Genomic DNA, 22771 nt, shown 5'->3' with positions numbered 1-22771 from the left:
TCTAATTGACGTAACCATCCACCACGCGCACCGCACCACGGTCAGCGGACGTGGCCATGTTGGCATAGGCGCGCAGGGCCTTGGTGACCGGGCGGTTGCGGTCCTTCGGCGTCCAGGGCTTCTCACGCTGCTCCTCGATGGCGCGGCGGCGTTCGAGAACGTCCTCGTCGACGTCGAGGGTGAGCTGGCGCTCGCGGATGTTGATGGTGATGGGGTCACCGTTTTCCACCAGGCCGATGAGACCGCCGTGGGCAGCCTCGGGGGAAATGTGGCCGATGGAAAGGCCGGAGGTGCCGCCGGAGAAGCGGCCATCCGTAATCAAGGCGCAGGCCTTGCCCAAGCCGGAACCCTTGAGGAAGGAGGTCGGGTGCAGCATCTCCTGCATACCGGGGCCACCAGCGGGGCCCTCGTAGCGGATGACGATGACATCGCCAGGCTGGACTTCCTTCTTCAGGATGATGGACACGGCCTCTTCCTGGGATTCCACCACGCGGGCCGGGCCGGTAAAGGTCCACAGCTCTTCCTCCACGCCGGCGGCCTTGACAATGGCTCCGTTGGGGGCGAGGTTACCGCGCAGGACAACCAGGCCGCCGTCAGAGGAAAAAGCGTGCTCGGCGTCGTGGATGCAGCCATTGGCGGCGTCAGTATCCAGCTCATCCCAGCGGTTGGACTGGCTGAATGGCTCGGTGGTGCGCACACCGCCGGGGGCGGCGTGGAAAAGCTCGAGAGCGGCTTCCGTGGCCTTGCCGCCGCGGATATCCCAATCATCGAGCCACTCCTCGGCGTTGTCGTAGAGCGCGGTGTGGACCTTGAGGTTCAAGTGGCCGGCGCGGCGCAGCTCACCCAAGATGGCGGGGATACCGCCGGCGCGGTGCACATCCTCGATGTGGTAGGTGCCGTTGGGCGCCACCTTGGACAGGCAGGGCACGCGGTAGGAGATCTCGTTGATGTCCTCGAGGGTGAAGTCCACCTCGCCCTCCTGCGCGGCGGCCAGCGTGTGGAGGATGGTGTTGGTGGAACCACCCATAGCCATGTCCAAAGCCATGGCATTGCTGAAGGCTTCCTTGGTGGCGATGGAGCGCGGGAGGACAGCGTCATCTTCGTCGCCGTAGTAGCGCTGGCACATCTCGACGATGGTGCGGCCAGCCTGTTCGAAGAGATCGCGGCGGGCGCTGTGGGTAGCCAGCGTGGTGCCATTACCTGGAAGGGCCAAACCGAGCGCCTCGGTGAGGCAGTTCATGGAGTTGGCGGTGAACATGCCGGAGCAGGAACCACAGGTGGGGCAGGCGGATTCCTCCACCTGAGCCAGACCCTCATCGGAGACGGCATCGCTGGCCGACGCCGTGATGGCCGTAATCAGATCCGTCGGTGCGTGTGCTACACCGTCGACGACGACGGCCTTGCCGGCTTCCATCGGGCCGCCAGACACGAAGATGGTAGGCATGTTGAGACGCAGCGCGGCATTCAACATGCCCGGGGTGATCTTGTCGCAGTTGGAGATGCACACCAGGGCGTCGGCAGTGTGCGCGTTGACCATGTACTCGATGGAATCGGAGATGATCTCCCGCGAGGGCAGGGAGTAGAGCATGCCGCTATGGCCCATGGCGATGCCATCGTCAACAGCGATGGTGTTGAATTCCTTGGGCACGCCGCCGGCTTCGCGCACGGCGTCGGCCACGATGTCGCCGACGTTCTTGAGATGGACGTGGCCGGGAACGAACTGGGTAAAGGAGTTGGCGATGGCAACGATCGGCTTGCCAAAGTCGCTCTCCTTGGAGCCGGTAGCGCGCCACAGTGCGCGTGCACCGGATGCCTGGCGGCCAACGGTGGTGACTTTAGAGCGGAGAGGGTACACGGTTAATCCTTCAGTTCGGGGTGTTTCTTGAGGTACTCGGCGTATTCCTCCTTGGTAAGGAGGATTTGTTGGCCATCGCGGTGGACGATGACGACCTTGTCATCGGCGGCTTCGCGGCCAGCGGTCAGGGCGTCGGGGATGCGGCCGTTGGAAGCGGCGGCAAGGCGGGGGAGAGAGTTAAAAGTCACGCCCGGCAGGTTGAGGTTGTCGCCGCTGGTGGTGCGAGCGTAGGCCTTCGAGCGCTGGAATCCGATGCCTTTAAAGTCCTTCCACGCGATGTCCTTGGGGCCGCGGAAGCCATAAGTGATGTGGATGCCTTTCGCGTCCACGGTGGTGCGGGCACGCAGGACCCACCAGATGGCCAACACCGGGAAGATGAGGATCCAGAAGAGGTATTTCGGGGCCCAGCCAATGCTGAGAAAAGCGATGGCGGCGAGGATGCCAATGCCGAGGAGGTGTTCGCGGGTGGGCTTGAACGTTTCGGCCGTGGGGTGTTCGGCGCGAGAAGATGCGTTCTGCGGGTGTGAGGACGTCATAGTGGGTCATCGTAATTGACAGCGTGGCGCGGTGGCGAACCGCCCCACCTGTGCAATCTCGCAAAATGAGAAAAAGATCCCAAAAATGGGGGTAAATGCCTGCGGTGGCGTTTCTATCAGTGTACAGTTTAGCCCATGATCATTATTCGACTTCACCTCGTAGTAGTACCCGGGCGGCGCGAGCCGTAGCGAGTCCACTAGTGACGTCGACCAGCAAGCGCCCCCGTTACCTTCACACCCAGGAAGGACAGCGGGGGCGTTATTAGTTGGATGATCTCTCCGATATCCATCCCCACTGAAGGAGCACAACAACCGTGACAGCTTCCACTCCGCCACAGCGGGCGCCCGAGCGCATCACGGGCGCACACGCCATTGTCCGTACCCTCGAAGATTTGGGCACCGAGCTTGTCTTCGGCATTCCGGGCGGCGCCGTGCTTCCGCTGTACGACGCCCTCTTTGAATCCACGAAGCTGCGCCACGTGCTCACCCGCCACGAGCAGGGGGCCGGCCACGCCGCCGAAGGTTATGCCCAGGCATCCGGAAAGGTGGGCGTCATGATTGCCACCTCCGGTCCGGGTGCTACCAACCTGGTGACCCCGCTGGCGGACGCCAACCTGGACTCCGTGCCGGTCGTGGCCATCACCGGTCAGGTGGGCAGCTCCTTGCTGGGCACCGACGCCTTCCAGGAGGCCGATATCCGCGGTGTGACCATGCCGATTACGAAGCACAACTTCATCGTCACCAAGGCAGAGGACATCCCGGGGGCTATTGCTGCCGCGTTCCACCTGGCGTCCACCGGACGGCCGGGCCCGGTCCTCGTGGATATCCCGAAGGATGTCCAGAACGCCCTGATGGAGTACTCCGGCCCAGTCATGCCGGACCTGCCGGGGTATAAGCCCACCACGACCCCGCACCCGCGCCAGATCACGCAGGCTGTTCAGCGTATTGCCCGCGCGGAGCGCCCGGTGCTCTACGTTGGCGGCGGCGTCATTAAGGCGGAGGCTTCCCGCGAGCTGCGCGAGTTTGCTGAGCTGACCGGCATCCCGGTGGTGACCACCCTCATGGCGCTCGGCGCTTTCCCGGATAATCACCCGCAGCACATGGGCATGCCCGGCATGCACGGCACGGTACCGGCGGTGGCGGCGCTGCAGCGCGCGGACCTTATCATCGCCGTGGGCGCGCGCTTCGATGACCGCGTGACCGGTGATACCGATACCTTTGCTCCGCACGCCGAGGTCATCCACGCCGACATCGACCCGGCCGAGATCGGCAAGATCCGTGAGGTAGCTGTTCCCATCGTGGGTGATGCCCGCGAGGTGCTTCTGCGCCTGACCAAGGCTTATGCCAATGACGCGGAGTTGGACGCCCCGAACCTCGGTGACTGGATGGAGTACCTGGGAGATTTGCAGCGCCGCTACCCGCGCGGTTTCGAGCCGACGTCGGACGGGCTGCTCAATCCGCAGGAGGTTATCCAGCAGCTCAGCTCCATCGTGGGGCCGGAGGCTATCTACTGCGCGGGCGTCGGCCAGCACCAGATGTGGTCGGCACAGTTCCTCGACTTCGAGCACCCGCGCAGCTGGATCAACTCGGGCGGTGCCGGCACGATGGGCTACGCCGTACCCGCAGCGCTGGGCGCTAAGGCCGCATGCCCGGAGCGTGAGGTTTGGGCGATTGACGGCGATGGCTGCTTCCAGATGACCAACCAAGAGCTCACCACCGCCGCGGTGGAGGGATTCCCCATCAAGGTGGCTGTCATTAATAACGGAAACCTGGGCATGGTGCGCCAGTGGCAGACGCTCTTCTATGAGAACAAGTACTCCCATACCAAGCTGCGTGAGCACGATGAGTACGTTCCGGACTTCGTCAAGCTCAGCGAGGCCCTGGGGTGCGAGTCCATTCGCGTCACCACGGCAGAAGAGATTGGCCCCGCGATTGAGCGCGCGCGCTCAATCAACGACAGGCCAGTGGTCATTGATTTCATCGTGGGCCAGGATGCCCAGGTGTGGCCGATGATTGGTGGCGGCGCCTCCAATGAGGAAATTCAGTACGCCCTGGGCCTGCGCCCGCTGTTTGATGAAAACGAGTCCGCGGCCGAGGATCCGGCCGACATCCACGAATCCCTCGAGGAGGCCTAAGAACAATGGCTAAAGACGACATCACCCGACACATCCTGTCCGTGCGGGTCCAGGACATTGAGGGCATCATCTCCCGCGTGACCGGTATGTTTACCCGTCGCGGTTACAACCTCATCTCGCTGGTCTCCGCGCGGACCGAAACCGAGGGGATTAACCGCCTGACCATCGTTGTGGACGCCTCCGAGGTTGTCATCGAGCAGGTGACGAAGCAGCTCAACAAGATTGTTCCGGTGCTCAAGGTAGTGGAGCTGGAGGAAGAAATCACCATTGCCCGCGCCATCATGCTGGTCAAGGTGGCCGCGGATAACTCGAACCGCCCCCAGGTGGTCGACGCGGTGAACATCTTCCGCGCCCGCATCGTGGACGTATCGCCGGAGTCCGTGGTGGTGGAGGCCACCGGTACGCCGGGCAAGCTGCAGGCGCTTCTCGACGTCCTCGAGCCCTTCGGTATCCGTGAGCTGGTGCAATCCGGAAACGTCGCGCTGGGGCGTGGCCCGAAGGCGATGGCACCGAGCAAATAAATAATCTCACAATGTGGGCATCTTGTCCCAAAATGTGATACAAATTCAGTAGACCACGTCACTATTCGCTGAGTAGTGACGACGAACCACAGAGAGAAGGAACAACAACATGGCTATTGAGACTCTGTACGATTCCGATGCCGACCTGTCCATCATCCAGGGCCGCAAGGTCGCCATCATTGGCTATGGCTCCCAGGGCCACGCCCACGCAATGAACCTGCGTGACTCTGGCGTTGAGGTGGCGATCGGCCTGCGCGAGGGTTCCAAGTCCCGCGAGAAGGCGGAAGAGGCTGGCTTTAAGGTCCTGAGCAACGCTGAGGCTTCCAAGTGGGCTGACGTCATCATGCTGCTAGCCCCGGATACATCCCAGGCGACCATCTTCACCGAGGACATTGAGCCGAACCTGGAGGACGGCAATGCTTTGTTCTTCGGCCACGGCCTCAACATTCACTTCGAACTGATCAAGCCGGCGGAGAACATCACCATCGGTATGGTTGCGCCGAAGGGCCCGGGCCACCTGGTCCGCCGACAGTTCGTCGACGGCAAGGGCGTGCCCTGCCTGATCGCTACCCAGCAGGATCCGAAGGGCGAGGGCCGCGAGCTGACCCTGTCTTATGCCGCGGCCATCGGCGGCGCCCGCGCCGGCGTTATCCCGACCACCTTCGAAGCCGAGACCGTCACCGACCTCTTCGGTGAGCAGGCCGTTCTGTGCGGTGGTACCGAGGAGCTCGTGAAAGTCGGTTTCGAGGTGCTGGTGGAAGCCGGTTACGAGCCGGAGATGGCCTACTTCGAGTGCCTGCACGAGTTGAAGCTCATCGTTGACCTCATGTTCGAGGGCGGCATCAAGAACATGAACTACTCGGTCTCCGATACCGCAGAGTTCGGTGGCTACATTTCTGGTCCGCGCGTCATCGACGCCGACACCAAGCAGCGCATGAAGGACATCCTGTCCGACATTCAGGATGGAACCTTCACCAAGCGCCTGATCGCCAACGTTGAGGGCGGCAACAAGGAGCTCGAGGAGCTGCGCGCCAGCTACAACGATCACGAGATCGAGAAGACTGGTGAGAAGCTGCGCGATCTCATGAGCTGGGTCAAGAACCCGCTGGATGCAACTGCATAAATCGCACTGGATCTGAGTAATCCCGCTGGCCACCGGCTGGCGGGATTTTTCATTACCCGGGGCTTGGTGCCCGCAATGTGATGTTCGCGCACAAACGGGCACGTTCCCACATTTGGCGGTAGGCTCGAGGCCATGGGTTTCTCTACGCCAAGTTATGACCTTAATGACCTTTTCGCTCGCATCGATCGCGGTGATATTCAGCTGCCTGACTTCCAGCGCTCTTATTCCTGGGATGAGGACCGCATTAGATCGCTGATCGTCACCGTCTTGCGCGGCTACCCGCTCGGCGCATTTATGGCCTTGGATACCCGCAACGAAACCATGCGCTTTCGCCCCCGCCCATTGGCTGGGGCTCCGGATACCGGGGTGAACCCGGGCCTGCTCTTGCTTGATGGGCAGCAGCGCCTTACCACCTTGTATCACTGCTTCCGCGGCGAGGGCTTCGTCGATACCACTGATTTTCGTTCCAAGAAGGTCTCCCGCAAGTACTACGTGGACCTGCGCATAGCGACCTCGGAGGACATCATGCCGGACGAGGCCGTCTTCGCCGTCAACCAGCATGGCGAGCTGCGCTCCCACTTCGCGCCGGATATCGAAGGCTCCTTGAACAACCGCGAAGCCGCAATCGAAGAGTGCTGCATCCCGGTCTCAGCCCTGTTGAGCGAGGAAGGCACCAGCATGCTCTTCGAGCTCGCAGCCGCCAACGATGGTGCCACCCGTGATGTGGTTGCAGCCTTCAACAACCGCATCCTGCGCCCGCTGTCCGGCTACACCGTGCCGATGATCCGCCTCTCCCGGGAGACGGCAAGCGCCGGTATCGGCTCGATCTTTGCGCAGGTAAATTCGGCTGGTCTGCAGATGGATGTCTTCGATCTGCTCACGGCTGTCTTTGCCTCCGAAGACCCGGACTTCCACCTGGCGGAGGATTGGGCGGCCGTCGAGAAGCAGCTGCGTTCCTTCCCGGCGCTCGACGGCATTGGCCGCAACGAGTTCCTCTCGGCCGTGTCTTTGCTGGTGTCGGGGGAGAAGGGCAACGCTGGTGGTCAGCGCGAAGACATCCTGCAACTGACGCTCGCTGAATACCGCAAGGCCGCGGAGACCCTCGTGATTACCTTCCGTGAGGTCGCCGAGTTCTTGGCTGAGCGTTGCATCCTGTCCCTGGAGCAGGTTCCCTATTCCGAGCAGATTATCCCGCTGGCGGTCATCCTGGCACGTCTGGCTGAGAAGAAGGGCGTGCTATCTACCCAAGACGCCTGGGACCGCCTCAACCAGTGGTTCTGGAGCGGTGTCTTCGGTGAGCTTTACGGCTCCTCGGCCGTCAAGCTGCGCGCTGCCCGTGATGTCGACGAGGTGACCAGCTGGGTTGCCGGCGATACCGAGAGCGTTCCGAAGACGGTGCGCGATGCTTCCTTCCGCGAGTCCCGCTTGCTGTCCGTGGGGGAGAACGACGGCGTATGGCACGGCCTCTACGCTCTGCTCATGGCCCGCGGCGCCAAGGATTGGCGGACGGGGCGCGCCTTCAACCGCCATAGCTTCGAGGAGCTGCAGCCGGGATTCTTCCCGGTCTTCCCGCTTCGCTGGTGCGAGCGCCACGGTATCAGCGGCGTGCTGGCGAACTCCGTGCTCAACCGCACACCGATGGGCAAGCGCACCGAGGTGGTTCTGGACGGGCATTCGCCCGAGCGCTACCTGCCGCGCGTGCAGTCAAAGTCGATCATGGAGGATGCCGAGTTCGATAGTGTGTTGGCCTCCCACGACTTAGATCCGGAGCTGCTGACTGCGAAGACCGCGCACCAGTTCTTCGCCGATCGCCGCGAGCGCTTTGTCGGCATCGTCGAATATGCACTCAACAAGCAGGTGGTGCGCGACGTGGATGAGGCGAACCTTTCCGGCGGCGAGGAGGGCCCGCAGGCCTTTGCGCGTTAAGGTTCCTTCTCCACGTGCGCTACAGGTCGTGCCTGTAGCGCTGCTACTAGTCGTGACGGCCCTGGGCGCTGCGGGCTGTTCCTCGCTGGGGCGGGGCGAGCCGATCCTCACGCAGGACATCACCGCCCTCCCCGAAGCGGACATCGACCTGGCCCGCGCGAGCGAGGAGAACCGCTTGCGGCTTATCGACCCCCAATTCGCCAACGAGGTCACCGTGGTGGGGGACCGCTGGGGCATAGACTCTGCGCGCTTGTTCTTCAAGGAGAGCAATACGCTGATCCTCGCCGAAGAGACGGATGCCGCGGCCCTGCGCGCGGCGACGTTGAGCGTGTCGCAGCGCGTGCCCATGGTGACGTACGATGCGTCGATTCGCCCGCAGATTTCACAGCTGCTCACTGATCTCGACGTAGACCAGCTCCTCGTTATCGGTAACGTTCCGTGGGCCAGCCAGAACGGGCAACTTGAAGTTATCCATGACCCAGGAAACACCAAGGCGCTGGGGGAGTACACCGCTTTTCGCTTCACGTCGAAGGTAGTCATGAAACGCGAGCGCATGGTTGACAACATTGCGCGCTTGGATTCCTCTACGAAGACGGAGCTCAAGGCCGCCTGGGAGCCCCTGCCGCAGCACATAACGAAGGAAAAGATGCCGGCTATTCCAGCCCAGGCGCGCCGCGACGCACAAATGGCGCCGGTGATTGTGGCGACCGCGGAAAGCCCCCTAGCCAACGTGGTCAACGCCACCGCCTACGGTGGCACGGTCTTCGTCATGACCGAGCCAGATCCGTCGGCGACGAAGGCCGGCGCGGCGATAACGGCAGGGTTGTCGGAGGGGCCTATCGTGGCCCTCGGACCGGAATTCGGTTCAGTGACAGAATTCACGCATAAAATCACTCAGGGCTGGAAAGAATAAACTACACTTCTCGGCATCTCCAATTCTGACTAGTAAAGGAAGTTATGTCGAAGCCGGTCGTACTTATCGCCGATAAGCTTGCCGAATCCACTGTTGATGCCCTCGGTGACACCGTTGAGGTTCGCTGGGTTGATGGCCCAAACCGTGAGGAGCTTCTCGCCGCAGTGCCTGAGGCCGATGCGCTCCTCGTCCGCTCCGCCACGACCGTGGACGCGGAGGTTTTGGCCGCCGCAGAGAACCTGAAGATCGTCGGCCGTGCCGGCGTTGGCTTGGACAACGTTGATATCCCCGCTGCTACCGAGCGTGGCGTCATGGTTGTCAACGCGCCGACCTCCAACATCCACTCCGCCTGCGAGCAGGCCATCGCACTGCTTCTCGCCACCGCGCGCCAAGTCCCGGCGGCGGATCAGTCGCTGCGCCAAGGCGAGTGGAAGCGCTCGTCCTTTAAAGGCGTCGAGATCTATGGCAAGACCATCGGCATCGTGGGCTTCGGCCACATCGGCCAGCTCTTTGCCCAGCGCCTGGCGGCCTTTGAGACCACCATCATCGCGCACGATCCTTATGCCAACCCGGCCCGTGCGGCGGCGCTGGGTGTGGAGCTGGTGAGCCTTGAGGAGCTCATGTCCCGCTCTGACTTTGTGACGATCCACCTGCCCAAGACCCCGGAGACCGCCGGCATGTTCGATGCCGAGCTTTTGGCGCAGGCCAAGAAGGGCCAGATCATCATTAACGCCGCCCGCGGCGGCCTCGTCGATGAAGCAGCCCTGGCTGCCTCCATCAAGTCCGGCCACCACCGCGGTGCAGGCTTCGATGTCTATGCTTCCGAGCCCTGCACGGACTCCCCGCTGTTTGAGCTTCCGCAAGTTACCGTGTCCCCGCACTTGGGTGCATCCACGGTCGAAGCGCAGGACCGCGCCGGTACCGACGTCGCCGCCTCCGTGCTGAAGGCGCTGGCCGGCGAGTTCGTCGCGGATGCCGTCAACGTTGAAGGCGGACGGGTCGGCGAGGAGGTCGCCGGCTGGTTGGACCTGACCCGCAAGCTGGGCCTGGTAGCCGGCAACCTGCTGGATGCAGCGCCGGTTGCCGTGGAAGTCGAGGCCTGCGGTGAGCTGGCTAACGAGGATGTCTCGGCTCTTGGTCTGTCTGCTGTTCGCGGACTGTTTTCCGGCGTGGTCTCGGAGGCTGTCACCTTCGTTAACGCAATGAAGATCGCCGAAAGCCGCGGAGTGACCGTGGACGTGAAGACCAACGTGGAGTCGAAGGGCCACCGTTCTTCGGTGCGCGTCAGGGTGATTGGCCCCAACGGCAAGGTATCGCAGCTGACCGGTGCCTTGACCGGCATTGACGGGGTGGAGAAGATTATCCGCATCAACGGCCGCGGCGTCGATATGCGCGCTACCGGCCGCAACCTCTTCTTCTCCTACAAGGATGCCCCGGGCGCGCTGGGTACCGTGGGTACCAAGCTGGGCTCTGCCGGCATCAACATTGTCGCCGCCGCCTTGACCCAGGGCAAGGACGCCTCCGACGCTGTGCTCATTCTGCGCGTCGAGCGCGAGGTACCAGAGGAGCTCGTCGAGGAGATCAACTCGGCGCTGGGGGCTACCTGTCACCAGCTCGATTTGGATGCCTAATCTACACCGCACCTGAGTGGAGTCCACCGCCCCCTGCAGAGCCAGTCATGGTTCTTCAGGGGGTTTCGGCTTCATGGAGGGCTCGAGGGTGGTACTCTCTCAAGTATCCAATATGTGAGAAAGGAATCCCACAAAATGAAACTTGCAGTGATTGGCGGCGACGGCATTGGCCCCGAGGTAACCGCGGAAGCGCTCAAGGTTCTGCGCGCGGTGCGCGAGGACATCGAGGTGACCGACTACGACCTGGGTGCTCGACGCTACCTGCGCAACGGAGAGCTGCTTACCGACGCCGACCTGGCCTCCCTGCGCGAGCACGACGCCATCCTGCTCGGTGCGATTGGCGCCCCCGGTGAGGTTCCGCCCGGCGTCTTGGAGCGCGGCCTGCTGCTGAAGATGCGTTTTGCGCTCGACCACCACGTTAACCTGCGCCCCTCCAAGTTGTACCCGACGTCTACCTCGCCGTTGGCGAACCCGGGCGATATCGACTTCGTCGTTGTCCGTGAGGGCACCGAAGGTCTGTACTGCGGTAACGGAGGAACTCTGCGCGAGGGCACCGAGCACGAGGTGGCCTCGGAGGTTTCCCAAAACACCCGCTACGGCGTTGAGCGCGTGGTGCGCGATGCCTTCCAACGCGCGATGTCCCGCCGCAAGCACGTCACGCTGGTGCACAAGACCAACGTTTTGGTCAATGCCGGTGGGCTGTGGCAGCGCACCGTGAACGAGGTGGCACAGGAGTTCCCGGAGGTCACCGTGGACTATAACCACATCGATGCCGCAACCATCTACATGGTCACCGATCCCGCGCGTTACGACGTCATCGTGACCGATAACCTCTTTGGTGACATCCTGACTGACCTGGCCGGTGCTGTTACCGGTGGCATCGGCTTGGCCGCCTCCGGAAACATTGACGCCTCCGGTGCGAATCCCTCCATGTTCGAGCCTGTCCACGGTTCTGCCCCGGACATCGCGGGCAAGGGGATTGCGGACCCGACCGCGGCGATCCTCTCGGCCGCGATGCTGCTGCGCCACCTCGGTGACGAGGACAACGCTGTGCGCATTGAAGAGGCCGTTGCTGCCGACGTCTCCTCCCGTGGGGATGCACAGCCAAAGACCACCGAAATTGGTGACCGAATCGCCTCCGCGCTGAGCGCCTAGCACTGTATGGTTGGCGCATGAGCGTCGAAATAGACGAGGTCACTAGCTTCCTCGCCCAGCACGAGCCTTTCTCCCGCCTGCCGGAGGAAGAGCTCACCGCGTTGTCTGCACAGCTGAGCATGATCTACCTGCGCCGCGGGGATGTCCCCGTCCGGCTCGGGGAGGAGAACGCGTTCCTACACATCATCCGCACCGGGGCAATAGATGTTCTGGGAGAGGATGGCGTCCTCCTCGATCGGCGCGAACCCGGGCTGACCTTCGGCTATTCCACGCTGCAGGGCGAGCCGGTTTCTGTCTACGAGATGGTCGCGGTCGAAGACAGTCTGGTCTTCACCCTGCCGCAGCACGCTTTTAGCGAGTGCGCCCAACGCAACCCAGATCTCGCACGCTTCTTTTCGGCCAAGTCGCGCCAGATCCGAGCAGCAGCCCGCGAGCTGTCCGATTCCGCACCGACGGATGTTCTCCGCACGCCGCTGCAGGACCTTATCCGCACCGACGTGCTCACCGCTCCGCCCACCACCACGATCGCGGAAGCCGCTGGCATGATGACTGACCGGAGTGTGTCCTCGCTCCTCGTCGTGGAGCCCGGGAACCAGAACGGCACCCGCCTTAAGGGCATCGTGACGGACCGCGATCTGCGTTCGCGCGTGCTCGCCGTTCACCGGGATCCTGGCCAGGCGGTGGGGGAGATCATGACGCCCAACCCGCTGACGGTATCTGCCGATGCCCCCGCCATGGAGGCGCTGCTGCACATGGCCGAGCGAGGTATCCACCACCTGCCGGTGGTCACCGAGGGCGCATTGCAGGGCATTGTCACGCAGTCGGACGTTACGCGCCTGCTCCATAACGATCCGCTCTACCTCACCGCGGATCTCTCACGGCGCAGCAGTGCCGCTGAGCTTCGTGGCGCTTTTCAGGAAGCCACGCGCCTGGCCGGGCGTTACGTGGAGCGTGGCTCCACCCCGGCGGAAGCCTCCAGCCTGGTCACGCTCGCCGCCGATGCAGTGGCCCGCCGACTGTGCACGCTAGCCGAGGAGGAACTCGGACCCCCGCCGGTCGAGTATGCCTTCGTGGCCGTCGGTTCGCAGGGCCGCCGGGAAATGGCGCTTGCCTCGGATCAGGACAATGCTCTGGTTCTCGCTGATGACTACGATGCCGCGGTACACGGCGACTACTTCGCGCGGATGAGCTCCTTCGTCTGCCAAGGGCTTGCCGACGCCGGCCAAGTTCTCTGCCCCGGCAACATGATGGCGATGAACGAAGAATGGCGGATGACCCGGACCCACTGGATCGATACCTTCCGTAGGTGGATCCGGGAGCCCCAACCGGAGGCTCTGCTCAACGCGCAGATCTTCTTCGATTTCCGTGTCCTCTATGGCAGCGAGGAGCTGGGCCGAGAAGTCCACACTGCTGCCGTAGAAATGGGTAAAGGGGCAACTCGCTTGCACGCGCACCTGGCCAGCTTGGCAGCGCGCCGCGAGCCGCCGCTGACCTTCTTCCGGGGGCTCGTGGTGGAGCGCGATGGCGACTACGCCAACACCCTCGACATCAAGAAGGGCGGGACCGCCGGAATCGTGCAGATGGCCCGGCTCTTCGCCTTGGCTTCCGGCTCGACGGTGGTGGATACCCGCCAGCGTCTCAGAGAAGCCGCCGGTAACGCGGTGAGCCACCAGGGGGCGCAGGAGCTTCTCGACGCCTTTGATTACCTACGCTCCCTCTCCTTCCAACACCAAGCCCACCAGCTGCGCGAGGGACAGCAGCCCAATTACAACATCGGCCCCAAGAGCCTGGGGCGCATGGAACGCGAGCACCTGCGCGATGCCTTCCGGGCGATCAAGTCGATGCAGAATGCCCTCGCGACCAAATACCCGGTGAGGAATATCTAGATGTGGAATCGCTGGAGCCGCCGGGCGGACTGGGGCGCGCCCCCGCGCACCACACCCCTTGATGACGTGGGCTTGTTGGCCGTGGACATGGAGACGACCAGCCTTAACCCCCGCACGGGGAAGATCGTCTCTATTGGCTGGGTTCCGGTTAATGGCAGAACCATCGACTTATCCGGTGCTGGCTATATCGTGGTGCGCGGTGCGCAGGTGGCCGACGACTCGCATGTCCACCTGCTGACCCAAAACGTCATCGACGCCGGAGAGGAGCTGGAGAGCGCCATGGAGCAGTTGCGCCAGGCGGTGCAGGGACGCGCGTTGCTCGCACACTTCTCAGCGCTGGAGGTGGGATTCATTGAGGCGGCATCGCGCGCGGTGTTCGGAGAGCGCCCGCGGCTGAGCGTGGTGGATACCTTTGCATTGGAGCGGCGCCACATGGAGCGCATGGGCACCTACCCGCGCGGCGAGGACCTACGCCTTCCCCGCGTCCGTGAGCGCTATGGTCTGCCCCGCTATGGCAGCCACAATGCGCTGAGTGACGCCTTGGCCTGCGCAGAGCTATACCTGGCGCAGCGGGGGAGCACGCGAGCGGTGGCCTTGGGGGACGTCGTCCAGCGCTGAGATAGACATCGCTTTCTTTGCAACCTTTACTGCAGGCCCCTGATCGTGAGTTAAAAATCCTTGCGAGTAGTATGGCCGTTATGCGTTTAGGACGAATTGCTCACACCGAAGGTATCTGTTTCGCCATCATCGATGGCCCCGCCGACGCCCCGCTGGATCAGCTGGTGGCCAAGGAGATTTCCGGCACCCCGTTTACGCCGCCGGAGCCCACCGGCCGCGAGTGGCCGCTGAGTGAGGTGCGCTTGCTGGCGCCGACCCTGCCGACCAAGGTCGTAGCACTCGGCCGCAACTACGAAGATCACGTCGCGGAGGTCTTCAAGGAGTCTGCCGAGCACCTGCCGCCGACCATCTTCATCAAGCCCTCCACCGCGGTCATTGGCCCGGGCGCACCCATCAAGATTCCGGAGTTCGCTACCAACGTTGAGTTCGAGGGTGAGCTCGCCGTGGTGATCTCCAAGGTGTCAAAGAATATTGATCCAGAGAAGTGGCGCGATCACGTCGTTGGCTACACGATCTGTAACGATGTTTCTTCGCGTGACCTGCAGTTCCAGGATGGCCAGTGGGCACGTGCGAAGGGCATCGACACCTTCTGCCCGCTGGGCCCGTGGATTGAGACGGACTTGGACTGCATCAATCTCGATGACCAGAAGATTAACGCCTACCTCACGCACGATGGCAAGCGTGAGCAGAAGCAGGATTCCAATACGGATCAGATGATTGTGAAGATGGGCCACATCATCGCTGAGATCTCGCAGTCCTACACGCTTCTGCCGGGCGATGTCATCACTACGGGTTCCCCGGCTGGCACGGCACCGATGGTGCCGGGCGATACCATCGAAATTGAGATCCCCGGCGTGGGCAGCCTGGCCAACCCGATTGAGCGCGCTTAGATGCTGCTCTAAAGGTTGAGCGCGCGCAAGATGGTGCGCAGCTTAGCCGTGGTTTCCTGAAGTTCGGCCGTCGGGTCGGAGTCCACGACGATTCCTCCGCCTGCCCACGCGCGGGCGGAGAGGCCATCGCCGGCCACCTCGGCGCACCGGATGGCTACCATGTATTCGCCGTCGCCGGAATCATCGCACCAGCCCACCGCGCCGGCGTAGAAGCCGCGATCGGTTTCAGCGGTTTCGATCAGCGCTTGTGCGGCCTCCGTGGGGGTGCCACAAATAGCAGGGGTGGGGTAGACCAACTCGGCCAACTCGAGCGCAGTGATGTCAGAATCCTTGAGGGTTCCCGCAATCGGGGTGCCCAGATGCCACATCTCATTGGTGGAGGTGAGCTGCGGGGACGTGGGAGCATCGAGGGTCTCGCACAAAGGCTGCAGAATACGGCGGATGTGATCTACCACGAAAGCGTGCTCGCGCAAATCCTTCTCGGAATTGTGCAGGTCCTGACCTGCCATGATGTCGCGTGCTTTATCTGCCTGCCGGGGTGCGGATCCGGCCAAGGGGAAGGCCGTGACTGTTGAACCCTGCTTCTTGATGAGCACCTCCGGGGAAGAGCCCACGAGCATCGCTCCGGGTCGCCCCGCCGGGGTGAGGTCGGCGATGAAACCATCGCGATGGGAGGATAGGTCGATCAGCCGCGCGGCGACGAGGAGCGGATCGACAGGGGCGTTGAACTCAATGTCAACGGCGCGGGCGAGGACTACCTTGTCCAACTTCGACGCCTCGATCGTGGCGATGGCTGCTTCAATGCGGCGAAGGTGTTCCTCCGGTTCCGGATCGAAACCGGTAACCCGCGCGTTGAGCGTGCCGCTGCGGTAGTAGGCATGTGGCTCGAGCGGGCCGTCCTCGCGGATGATGCTGCGCGGGACTGTCAAGGCGGCTGGATCTCCCTTGTGGAAGGGAAGCGCGCCGACGATCATCGGGACCGTGCCGGCACGCAGCTCGGCTACGGCGGCATCGACATCGCTGAAGGTCGCAGCCGAACCTTGGGTACGCACAGACCCCGTCGCGCGGGACAGGAGGAAGTCGGGGGCGGTGGAGGGTCTGTTTTCACACATAAGGAATAACTCTAGTTCCTTCTTTCCTTCTTACCGAAACCAGATCCACTCCTTATGCGGGGTGACCGCCCCTAGGGGACTAGTCGCGGTTGCGCGGGCGGAAGAACTGCACAGCGATGAACAGCCCGATACCGAGGAGAAGCGCAAGGGAACCCATGCCCGCAAGGAAGCCCGCCCAGAAGCCGGCCATCGGTGCGCCATAGCTCATAGCCTGGATGTTTGCGGTTCCAGCCTGCTGTTCCTCCGTGCTTGGGGCGGGGCGCTGCGCCGCGGCGGTATGCTTGGTGCTTCGTTCCTTCTTGGGCGCCGCGGTACTCCCGGACTCTTTCGCGCGAGTAGCAGAGCGCCCGTTCGAGGTGTTCCGATGTGTGGAATCTCTCTGTTGTTCCACAGTGTGGGATGATCCGTTCTGTGGGGCGCGCTGGCCCTGCGTCTCAGGACGTTGGCTTCTTTCAGAAGCATCTGCGGCCGGCTTTTTTTCGGTGCTTCGCGCGGAGCGCTCAGACTGCTTCGAGTCTTTGGCGTCTCTGGACGTGGAGGGCTGCGCGCCGTTGAGGACGGCCTCGGCCTCCTTGAAGGTTTTATCCATCGTCTTGTCTAACTGAGCGATGGACTTAGAGGTGTCGTTGATCTCCTTGGCCAACTGCTGCGGGCGGTTCTTCGCGCTGCCAGAACCAGAGCCCTGCCCAGCGCCGGCACTGGCACCCCAATCCAGTTGACACACCTCGTCGGGCTCCGCTTCACCTACGAGGAATGGAACGTCGATGGAATGCTCCGAGCCGTCGTTGAGCGTAAACGTGAAGGTTGCGGCATAGGCGCCTGGCTCGGTGAAAATGATCCCGGTGTGGCTGTGGAAGTGATCGGGGTAGTCCCAGGTGATGTCTGGGTCTTCCGAATCAAAGAGGACGGTGGGCGCTGCACCCAGGGAGTTTTGGAATCCCACCATACGTCCGCCTTCCGGTGCGCTGTGCAGCGTTAGCGACAGGGTAGCGCCCTCGGCCGTTGCCGGGTCGAGGTAGCTGGTGTTGAAACCAAGCCAGGGGATTGCCGGGTCTTGGGTTTGGGGGATCTGCCAACCACTCGACGGGATATCGCTTCCGGCTGACTCATCGAAGGCGGCATTGCTGCCGACCTCCACGTAGAACTCGCCGGAGTCGTAGTCCTTGCCGGACTCATCGTCGCGGGCGATGAAGGAGATATCGCCAGAATTTCCCACCAGCGCGAGGTCTTGGTGTCCGCGGCTAAAGGCATGCAGGGAGCTGGCATCGCAGGAGGACTCGCCTGCGCGCTCCGCGGCAACAGCGGGCGCTGCAGAAGCAATCATCGTCGGCGAGCTCAGGGCGATAGCGGCGGCAGCGGTCAAGGTTAAGGGACGGATATTCATGCGGACAGGGACTCCTTTGAATTAGATGGGTGCGGGGAGGACGCCGTGGCACGACGAGAATGCAGAAGAGGGGACAGTGCCCACGCCGCGAGGAAGCAAGCAGTAAGCAGCAGTACGATGGTCGCCCCAGCGGGAAGATCGATGGCCCACGCCAGATAGATGCCGAAGAAGCTGCCGAGCGAACCGATGGCCGCGGAGGCGATCATCATCGACCCCAGCGAGTCACAGAGCAGCCGCGCCGTGGCCGCTGGGGTAATGAGTAGGGCGAGCACGAGGACGTTGCCGATGGTGCCCACAGAGATGACCACCGCGCCGGTCACGCAGAGGTAGAGCACGATGTCCAGAGCAAAGACGGGCAGTCCCATCGCGCGGGCAGTTTCTTTGTCCAGGCACGTGGCGGTGAGCTGGGGGCCGAGCAAGACCACGGCCCCAACGATGAGCACCGTGACGGTGAACGCGGTGTAGAGATCTGCACGGGAGACACCCGTCAGCGATCCGAAGAGGAAGCTCGTGAGCGAGGCCGTATAGCCCTCCACCCGGGAGATAATGACCATGCCAAGCGCAAAGGATGCGGCGAAGAAAATACCGATGACGGAGTCCTCGCGGACCGTGCGCCGCTGGGAGAAGCACGCGATGAGCACGGCGACGGTGCAGCCCGCCACGGCGCCGCCGAGCAGCACTGAGCCCTGGAGCACGAAAGCGATAGCCAGACCCGGGAACACCGCGTGGGAGACAGCATCGCCGATAAAGGCCATGCCGCGCAGCACGACGTAGCACCCCACCACCCCGCACACAATTGCAGCGAGGATGGAGATGCCGACCGCGCGGGCCAAAAAGTCCAGGTGCGGGTTGGCCAGGTCCTGGAAAAACTCAACAAGCGAAATGTCGATCATGCCGCCACCCCAATCGCAGAGAGCAGCGGTGAGGAGGCCGATACCCCGAAGGTCTCGCTCCACGGCTGCGGAGTCAGGCGGAGGTCCTCAGCGGGCCCATCCGCGACGATTCCCCGGTTAAAGAGCACCAGGCGCGAACACGAGTGCGCGGCTTCGGAGAGGTTGTGGGTGGACATGACCACGCTGCTTCCCTGGTCGGTGAGTTTCTGGAAAAGAGTCAGTAGCTCCTCGGTGTTGGGAGCGTCGAGTCCGGTGAAGGGTTCGTCGAGAAGCAGCACCTCGGGCTCGCAGGCCAGAGCGCGGGCGATGAGGACGCGCTGGCGTTGGCCGCCGGACAGCTGCGCGATAGGTCGCTGGGCGAACTCTTCCAAATTGGTCAACTCGATGGCGCGGCGGGCAGCCTCCTTGTCAGCTCGGCCCGGCCGCCGGAACCAGCCCACCATTCCCGTGCGCCCGCTGAGCACCGCCTTGGCCACGCTGATGGGGAAGTCCCACTCCACGTCGTGACGCTGCGGGACGTATCCCAACGAGGTGGTGACGTCGATGGTGCCGGTGAAGGGGACCAGCCCCAGGACGGCGCGCATCAGCGTGGTCTTACCGGCTCCGTTCGGCCCGAGAAGCCCAATAAACTCGCCGGGGTTGACGTCGAAGCATGCGCCGTCGATGACCTGGCGGCCAGAAAGCGATACTGCCAGGTCGTTGATTGAGATGAAGGGATTAGCCACGGCGCCCGCCTTTCGCGCGTAGCACCGCAAACACAGCCCCGACGAGGACGAGTAGGCCCGCACCGGCGAGTGCCCAGACCCACACCGGCACCGCGGCGCCCGCCGAGGCATCCGAGGACACGGCGCTCGGATCCCACTGCGCGGCGTGCGCCTGCGCGACGTCGGTGCCTGCACCGACAGCAAAGGTCAACGTGGCCTCGGCAGCGACATCGCTCCCGGCGCTCTCGCCCGCGCCTTGCCCGCTCATGCGCACCCGAACCTGGTGGATGCCGGGTTCGCTAAATACCCAGTTAGCGTGCGTGTGCGTGCCCAGGTCCACCCAGAAACCGTCCGTGGCCCCGGTCGCGGTGGACCACAGCAGCTGCGGTTCTTCGAAGCCACCGTTTTGCAGGAACAGCGAGAACTCGCCCGGCCCTTGGTGGCCCAAGAACTCCATGGTGAGGCCGCGGTCAACGTTGTCCGTTAGCGAGGGCGCCTGGGTATTCCAGCCCAGCCACGGCACGTCGGCTTGTTCTGTTTGGGGAACGACCCACACCTGCGATCCGGGCTCGGCGCCGACAAAGGAAAAGGCTTTGTCCTCCGGAAGGGTGAGTTGGGCATTGTCGCCGACGTCGAAGACTACGTCAGCAGGATCACGCCACACCGGCGTGGCTGCTGAATCGTCGCGGGCGAGGAACTGGGCTTGCCCGTCGACAAGCAACAGCCCGAGGTCCACGTGACCGTGGTCGATGGTGGCCTCTGTTCCAGGTGTGGCGACCTCTTCATCGGCGCTCACGACCTGGGCCAGATCACCGGCCCACGCGGTCACCGGTGCGAAAGCCAGCGCCGCAGCGGTCAGTGTTGCCGCCAGGGACGTGCCTAGTGTGTGGATGGTGCGATTAGACATGAGTTTCCTTCGTGGTGCTGCCTAAGCAGCGGTTGAGTGAGTGTGCGTTGAATCGCAACAGGTCGAGATACGTGGGGACGGTGTCATCGAGAGTGTCGCCGTAGATGGGGCAGACCGCGATCCCAAGGGATTCGGCAGCCTCACGGATGACATCGGCGCTGGCCTGTTGAGTAGGTTCGACGAAGACCGCGGGCAGGCGGAGATTCTCCAACGTGCGGCGCAGGGCGATGACGTCCCGCGGTGAAGGCTCGATGGCCGGGTTGGGAGTGACGAATCCCGCAATATCAAGGCCATAACCTTGTTCCAGGTAGGCATAGCCGTGATGAGGTGTGACCAAGTGCCGGTTGCGCTCCGGGATGTCTTCGATGAGCCGCCGCACCTCCGCGTCCGCGTCGTGCAACTGCTCGATGTAGTCCTGAGCGCGCTCCCGATAGTCCGCGCCGTGGGACGGATCCGCCACGGCCAGCTGCTCGGCGATGACCTCGGCATAGCTGATGCCGTTGGCCGCGTTGTGCCACAGGTGCGGGTCAACCTCACCGTGGATGTGCTTGCCCAGGACCGCCTGCGGCAGCAGGTAGGTCTCGTCACCTGGGCGCCCTAGGAAGCGGTACGCAGGATCCGGCGGAATCTGCTGCAGGGTGGAGTTGGGAATGCTCAACGCCGTGGTGCGCGGGTCGAAACCTTCGCCTTGATCCTCCAAATCGAGCTCGCCCGTGGACAAGTCCGCGGTGATATCTACGTGTCCCGAATCCAGGGAGGTCATTCCATCAGGTGGCTGTACGCCCACGGCCACCGTGAATTCCTGCGGGGAGCTATCCGTTGCGCCAAAAGTGAGACGGTATATGCCCGGCTTGGTGAAGGCCCACGAGACGTGCGTGTGGGCGTTGGCCGGCAGCGTCGTGGAATCGTCGCGTTCGTCCAGACCATCAGCCGTGTTAAAGAGTGCTTCGGGCGTACCAAACGTGGATACGACGTAAGCCGCAACATCGCCTGGCCCCTCGGCATCGAGCAGGCTCATGGTTACGCTCGTTGTACCCGGCTGGGCATTGCGCACACGCAACCCCAGCCAGACGGCATCGAGGGCAACGTTTTCCACCAGCGGCACGAGACGGGCCCCGCGCGTGGACGCTTGGTCCGCTACCTCGGTGACCGGAACATCCGATGATTCCCGCAGCGTCTTCAGCAGGTTCTGCGGCTCGAGGAGAAACCCATTGGCCAGCAGCACATCCGCGTTTGCGACATCCCGCACCGAGCGCAAGCTCGGCTCAAAGGTGTGTGGGTCCTTGCCCGCAGGAATCAACGTGGTCACCGCAGCGTCGTCCCCGGCCACGTGCTTGGCGACGTCCCCCAGAATCGGCGTCGTCGCCACCACCTTGAGCTTCGCATCGTCCCCACTGGCGGTGCTCGCGCAACCACTGAGCGTGGACGCGCCAATAAGCACCGCCGAGAGCAGCGCGATGTGGGGCGTCCGGGTGCGTACTCCGTGCGGCATTAGTCGCGGCCCTTCATGAGTGCGAGACGTGCTAGGGCCAGGCCAAGCACGAGCATGCCGAGGCCCAAGATTCCGATACCCCACGGCAGCAGGTTTTGCCCGCTGTCGTAATAGCCTGCTGCAGCGACCGTGTCCACGTTCTCCGCGGCTGGCGTGGTTTTGTCGACTGCGCGGGCAGGCTTGCGCTCCTTCCTTTCCTTGCGCTCTGAGCGGTCGTTTCGCTCCTTGTCCTGTGCCTTTCGTTCCGCGTTCTTAGTTCCCGCAGCCGACGTCGCACCGCGGGTAGCGCCTCCGGAGCTTCCGCCCCCAGAGCGGGAGCCTGAGTTAGAAGAAGCAGGTTCGTCGGAAGAGGCCCCGCCCAGGGCGGCGTCGTCGAGCTCAGCAGGGCTCTCAGCACCGTGGTCCGTAACCGTTTCTTCCTCCCGGGGCATGGCTTCTGCGTCGCCGACATCCCAGGTATAGGTGACCTGGTTACTCGTGTCCCCGTTGGATTCTGCCTGCACCGTCATGGTGTAGATACCGGGCTCGCTAAAAGCCCAGTTGACGTGTCGGTGTGCCGGGTAGGCCTGGTTGATGACGTCCCCGGACACCAGGTCCAGCGCGCCGGCGTCGGTGACAGGCTGGATATCGCCGAAGCCTGCCGTTTCGAAGACGAAGATATCACCGGGGCCGGTGACCTCAACGAACTCGAAGTTGATGTCGGTGTAGCCAGCCGATTGCGCAGACTGGGTATCCCATCCCGGCCAGAGCAGCGAACTGTCCTGGGTCTGGGGGAGGTAATACGTCGGCACGCCAATTCCATCGATGCCCTCGGTGGCCTCGCTCCAGGCCTCCTCGGCCACTTTGAGGGTGACATCGTTGCCTGGGCGGACGACACCGCTGCCGGTGATGTCTTCCTTCATCGACAAGGTGAGCTCACCGCCGGGGGCGGAGACATAAAAGGCGTCAACGTGCCCGGTGTCGAAAACCTCGCCATCGGCGCGGGCCGGGGCCGGATGGCCCGTAAATACAACTGCCAGCGCCACGGCGATGGCGCAGAGGGCAGCAGTGACTCTGTGCAGCTCTGTGGTGCGGTGCACGCGGTGTCCTT

General features: G+C 63.2%; 19 protein-coding genes. 10 read left to right on the top strand and 9 right to left on the bottom strand.

The window, feature by feature from the left end:
* Nucleotide 1: 1 nt before the first annotated feature.
* A complete protein-coding gene (gene ilvD, locus HMPREF2526_RS12105; protein WP_070547382.1) occupies nucleotides 2-1855 on the bottom strand; it encodes a dihydroxy-acid dehydratase in 1854 nt (617 codons plus the stop codon).
* 2 nt (nucleotides 1856-1857) lie between these two features.
* Nucleotides 1858-2391, bottom strand: coding sequence for a PH domain-containing protein (locus HMPREF2526_RS12100; protein WP_070516400.1), 534 nt, complete (start codon nucleotides 2389-2391; stop codon nucleotides 1858-1860).
* A gap of 314 nt (nucleotides 2392-2705) precedes the next feature.
* Between HMPREF2526_RS12100 and HMPREF2526_RS12095 the strand changes: the two genes are divergently transcribed.
* The 10 genes from HMPREF2526_RS12095 (at nucleotide 2706) to HMPREF2526_RS12050 (ending at nucleotide 15189) form a co-directional block, all read left to right on the top strand.
* Nucleotides 2706-4526 carry an acetolactate synthase large subunit gene (locus tag HMPREF2526_RS12095; protein ID WP_070547381.1) on the top strand — a complete coding sequence of 607 codons (1821 nt, stop codon included), beginning with the start codon at nucleotides 2706-2708 and terminating at the stop codon, nucleotides 4524-4526.
* Nucleotides 4527-4531: 5 nt separating this feature from the next.
* Nucleotides 4532-5047: an acetolactate synthase small subunit gene (gene ilvN, locus HMPREF2526_RS12090; protein WP_070547380.1), complete on the top strand. Its 516-nt coding sequence runs from the start codon at nucleotides 4532-4534 to the stop codon at nucleotides 5045-5047.
* A 109-nt stretch (nucleotides 5048-5156) separates the two neighbouring features.
* A complete protein-coding gene (gene ilvC / locus HMPREF2526_RS12085; RefSeq protein WP_046648105.1) occupies nucleotides 5157-6170 on the top strand; it encodes a ketol-acid reductoisomerase in 1014 nt (337 codons plus the stop codon).
* 132 nt (nucleotides 6171-6302) lie between these two features.
* Nucleotides 6303-8096 carry a GmrSD restriction endonuclease domain-containing protein gene (locus HMPREF2526_RS12080; protein WP_070511653.1) on the top strand — a complete coding sequence of 598 codons (1794 nt, stop codon included), beginning with the start codon at nucleotides 6303-6305 and terminating at the stop codon, nucleotides 8094-8096.
* A 28-nt stretch (nucleotides 8097-8124) separates the two neighbouring features.
* Nucleotides 8125-9009, top strand: coding sequence for a hypothetical protein (locus tag HMPREF2526_RS12075; RefSeq protein ID WP_070511654.1), 885 nt, complete (start codon nucleotides 8125-8127; stop codon nucleotides 9007-9009).
* Nucleotides 9010-9053: 44 nt separating this feature from the next.
* On the top strand, nucleotides 9054-10640 hold the full coding sequence (gene serA / locus HMPREF2526_RS12070) for a phosphoglycerate dehydrogenase (protein WP_049156496.1): 1587 nt from the start codon (nucleotides 9054-9056) through the stop codon (nucleotides 10638-10640).
* Nucleotides 10641-10775: 135 nt separating this feature from the next.
* Entirely contained in the window at nucleotides 10776-11795 is a 1020-nt protein-coding gene (locus HMPREF2526_RS12065) for a 3-isopropylmalate dehydrogenase (RefSeq protein WP_070517515.1), read from the top strand.
* Between the two features lie 17 nt (nucleotides 11796-11812).
* Nucleotides 11813-13681, top strand: coding sequence for a DUF294 nucleotidyltransferase-like domain-containing protein (locus HMPREF2526_RS12060; RefSeq protein WP_070547379.1), 1869 nt, complete (start codon nucleotides 11813-11815; stop codon nucleotides 13679-13681).
* Entirely contained in the window at nucleotides 13682-14299 is a 618-nt protein-coding gene (locus HMPREF2526_RS12055) for an exonuclease domain-containing protein (protein WP_070547378.1), read from the top strand. It abuts the gene before it with no gap.
* A gap of 80 nt (nucleotides 14300-14379) precedes the next feature.
* On the top strand, nucleotides 14380-15189 hold the full coding sequence (locus tag HMPREF2526_RS12050) for a fumarylacetoacetate hydrolase family protein (protein ID WP_210384423.1): 810 nt from the start codon (nucleotides 14380-14382) through the stop codon (nucleotides 15187-15189).
* Nucleotides 15190-15197: 8 nt separating this feature from the next.
* Here HMPREF2526_RS12050 and HMPREF2526_RS12045 read toward each other — a convergent pair whose 3' ends face one another.
* The 7 genes from HMPREF2526_RS12045 to HMPREF2526_RS12015 form a co-directional block, all read right to left on the bottom strand.
* Entirely contained in the window at nucleotides 15198-16301 is a 1104-nt protein-coding gene (locus HMPREF2526_RS12045; RefSeq protein WP_070547376.1) for an isochorismate synthase, read from the bottom strand.
* 79 nt (nucleotides 16302-16380) lie between these two features.
* Nucleotides 16381-17685 carry a choice-of-anchor M domain-containing protein gene (locus tag HMPREF2526_RS12040; protein WP_070547375.1) on the bottom strand — a complete coding sequence of 435 codons (1305 nt, stop codon included), beginning with the start codon at nucleotides 17683-17685 and terminating at the stop codon, nucleotides 16381-16383.
* Nucleotides 17682-18578 carry an anchored repeat-type ABC transporter permease subunit gene (locus tag HMPREF2526_RS12035; protein WP_070547374.1) on the bottom strand — a complete coding sequence of 299 codons (897 nt, stop codon included), beginning with the start codon at nucleotides 18576-18578 and terminating at the stop codon, nucleotides 17682-17684. The genes HMPREF2526_RS12040 and HMPREF2526_RS12035 overlap by 4 nt, the downstream gene beginning before the upstream one ends.
* A complete protein-coding gene (locus HMPREF2526_RS12030; RefSeq protein WP_046648114.1) occupies nucleotides 18575-19303 on the bottom strand; it encodes an anchored repeat-type ABC transporter ATP-binding subunit in 729 nt (242 codons plus the stop codon). The genes HMPREF2526_RS12035 and HMPREF2526_RS12030 overlap by 4 nt, the downstream gene beginning before the upstream one ends.
* Complete coding sequence (locus HMPREF2526_RS12025) at nucleotides 19296-20189, bottom strand: choice-of-anchor M domain-containing protein (protein ID WP_046648115.1); 894 nt, start codon at nucleotides 20187-20189, stop codon at nucleotides 19296-19298. Before HMPREF2526_RS12025 ends, HMPREF2526_RS12030 begins: the two co-directional genes overlap by 8 nt.
* Nucleotides 20182-21681: an anchored repeat ABC transporter, substrate-binding protein gene (locus HMPREF2526_RS12020; protein WP_070547373.1), complete on the bottom strand. Its 1500-nt coding sequence runs from the start codon at nucleotides 21679-21681 to the stop codon at nucleotides 20182-20184. Before HMPREF2526_RS12020 ends, HMPREF2526_RS12025 begins: the two co-directional genes overlap by 8 nt.
* Nucleotides 21681-22760 carry a choice-of-anchor M domain-containing protein gene (locus HMPREF2526_RS12015; RefSeq protein ID WP_070547372.1) on the bottom strand — a complete coding sequence of 360 codons (1080 nt, stop codon included), beginning with the start codon at nucleotides 22758-22760 and terminating at the stop codon, nucleotides 21681-21683. Before HMPREF2526_RS12015 ends, HMPREF2526_RS12020 begins: the two co-directional genes overlap by 1 nt.
* Between the last annotated feature and the right edge of the window lie 11 nt (nucleotides 22761-22771).

The organism is Corynebacterium sp. HMSC070E08, assembly GCF_001808895.1.
Taxonomy (GTDB): domain Bacteria; phylum Actinomycetota; class Actinomycetes; order Mycobacteriales; family Mycobacteriaceae; genus Corynebacterium; species Corynebacterium hiratae.
Note: the sequence above shows the minus strand (reverse complement) of the source record. Positions and strands in the feature narration are given on the sequence as shown.

Coding starts and splice junctions, on each gene's coding strand:
- HMPREF2526_RS12025 (WP_046648115.1), bottom strand. CDS start 20,189: ATGTCTAATCGCACCATCCACACACTAGGCACGTCCCTGGCGGCAACA.
- HMPREF2526_RS12055 (WP_070547378.1), top strand. CDS start 13,682: ATGTGGAATCGCTGGAGCCGCCGGGCGGACTGGGGCGCGCCCCCGCGC.
- HMPREF2526_RS12065 (WP_070517515.1), top strand. CDS start 10,776: ATGAAACTTGCAGTGATTGGCGGCGACGGCATTGGCCCCGAGGTAACC.
- ilvN (WP_070547380.1), top strand. CDS start 4,532: ATGGCTAAAGACGACATCACCCGACACATCCTGTCCGTGCGGGTCCAG.
- HMPREF2526_RS12020 (WP_070547373.1), bottom strand. CDS start 21,681: ATGCCGCACGGAGTACGCACCCGGACGCCCCACATCGCGCTGCTCTCG.
- HMPREF2526_RS12035 (WP_070547374.1), bottom strand. CDS start 18,578: ATGATCGACATTTCGCTTGTTGAGTTTTTCCAGGACCTGGCCAACCCG.
- HMPREF2526_RS12045 (WP_070547376.1), bottom strand. CDS start 16,301: ATGTGTGAAAACAGACCCTCCACCGCCCCCGACTTCCTCCTGTCCCGC.
- HMPREF2526_RS12080 (WP_070511653.1), top strand. CDS start 6,303: ATGGGTTTCTCTACGCCAAGTTATGACCTTAATGACCTTTTCGCTCGC.
- HMPREF2526_RS12040 (WP_070547375.1), bottom strand. CDS start 17,685: ATGAATATCCGTCCCTTAACCTTGACCGCTGCCGCCGCTATCGCCCTG.
- HMPREF2526_RS12100 (WP_070516400.1), bottom strand. CDS start 2,391: ATGACGTCCTCACACCCGCAGAACGCATCTTCTCGCGCCGAACACCCC.
- HMPREF2526_RS12060 (WP_070547379.1), top strand. CDS start 11,813: ATGAGCGTCGAAATAGACGAGGTCACTAGCTTCCTCGCCCAGCACGAG.
- ilvC (WP_046648105.1), top strand. CDS start 5,157: ATGGCTATTGAGACTCTGTACGATTCCGATGCCGACCTGTCCATCATC.
- serA (WP_049156496.1), top strand. CDS start 9,054: ATGTCGAAGCCGGTCGTACTTATCGCCGATAAGCTTGCCGAATCCACT.
- HMPREF2526_RS12050 (WP_210384423.1), top strand. CDS start 14,380: ATGCGTTTAGGACGAATTGCTCACACCGAAGGTATCTGTTTCGCCATC.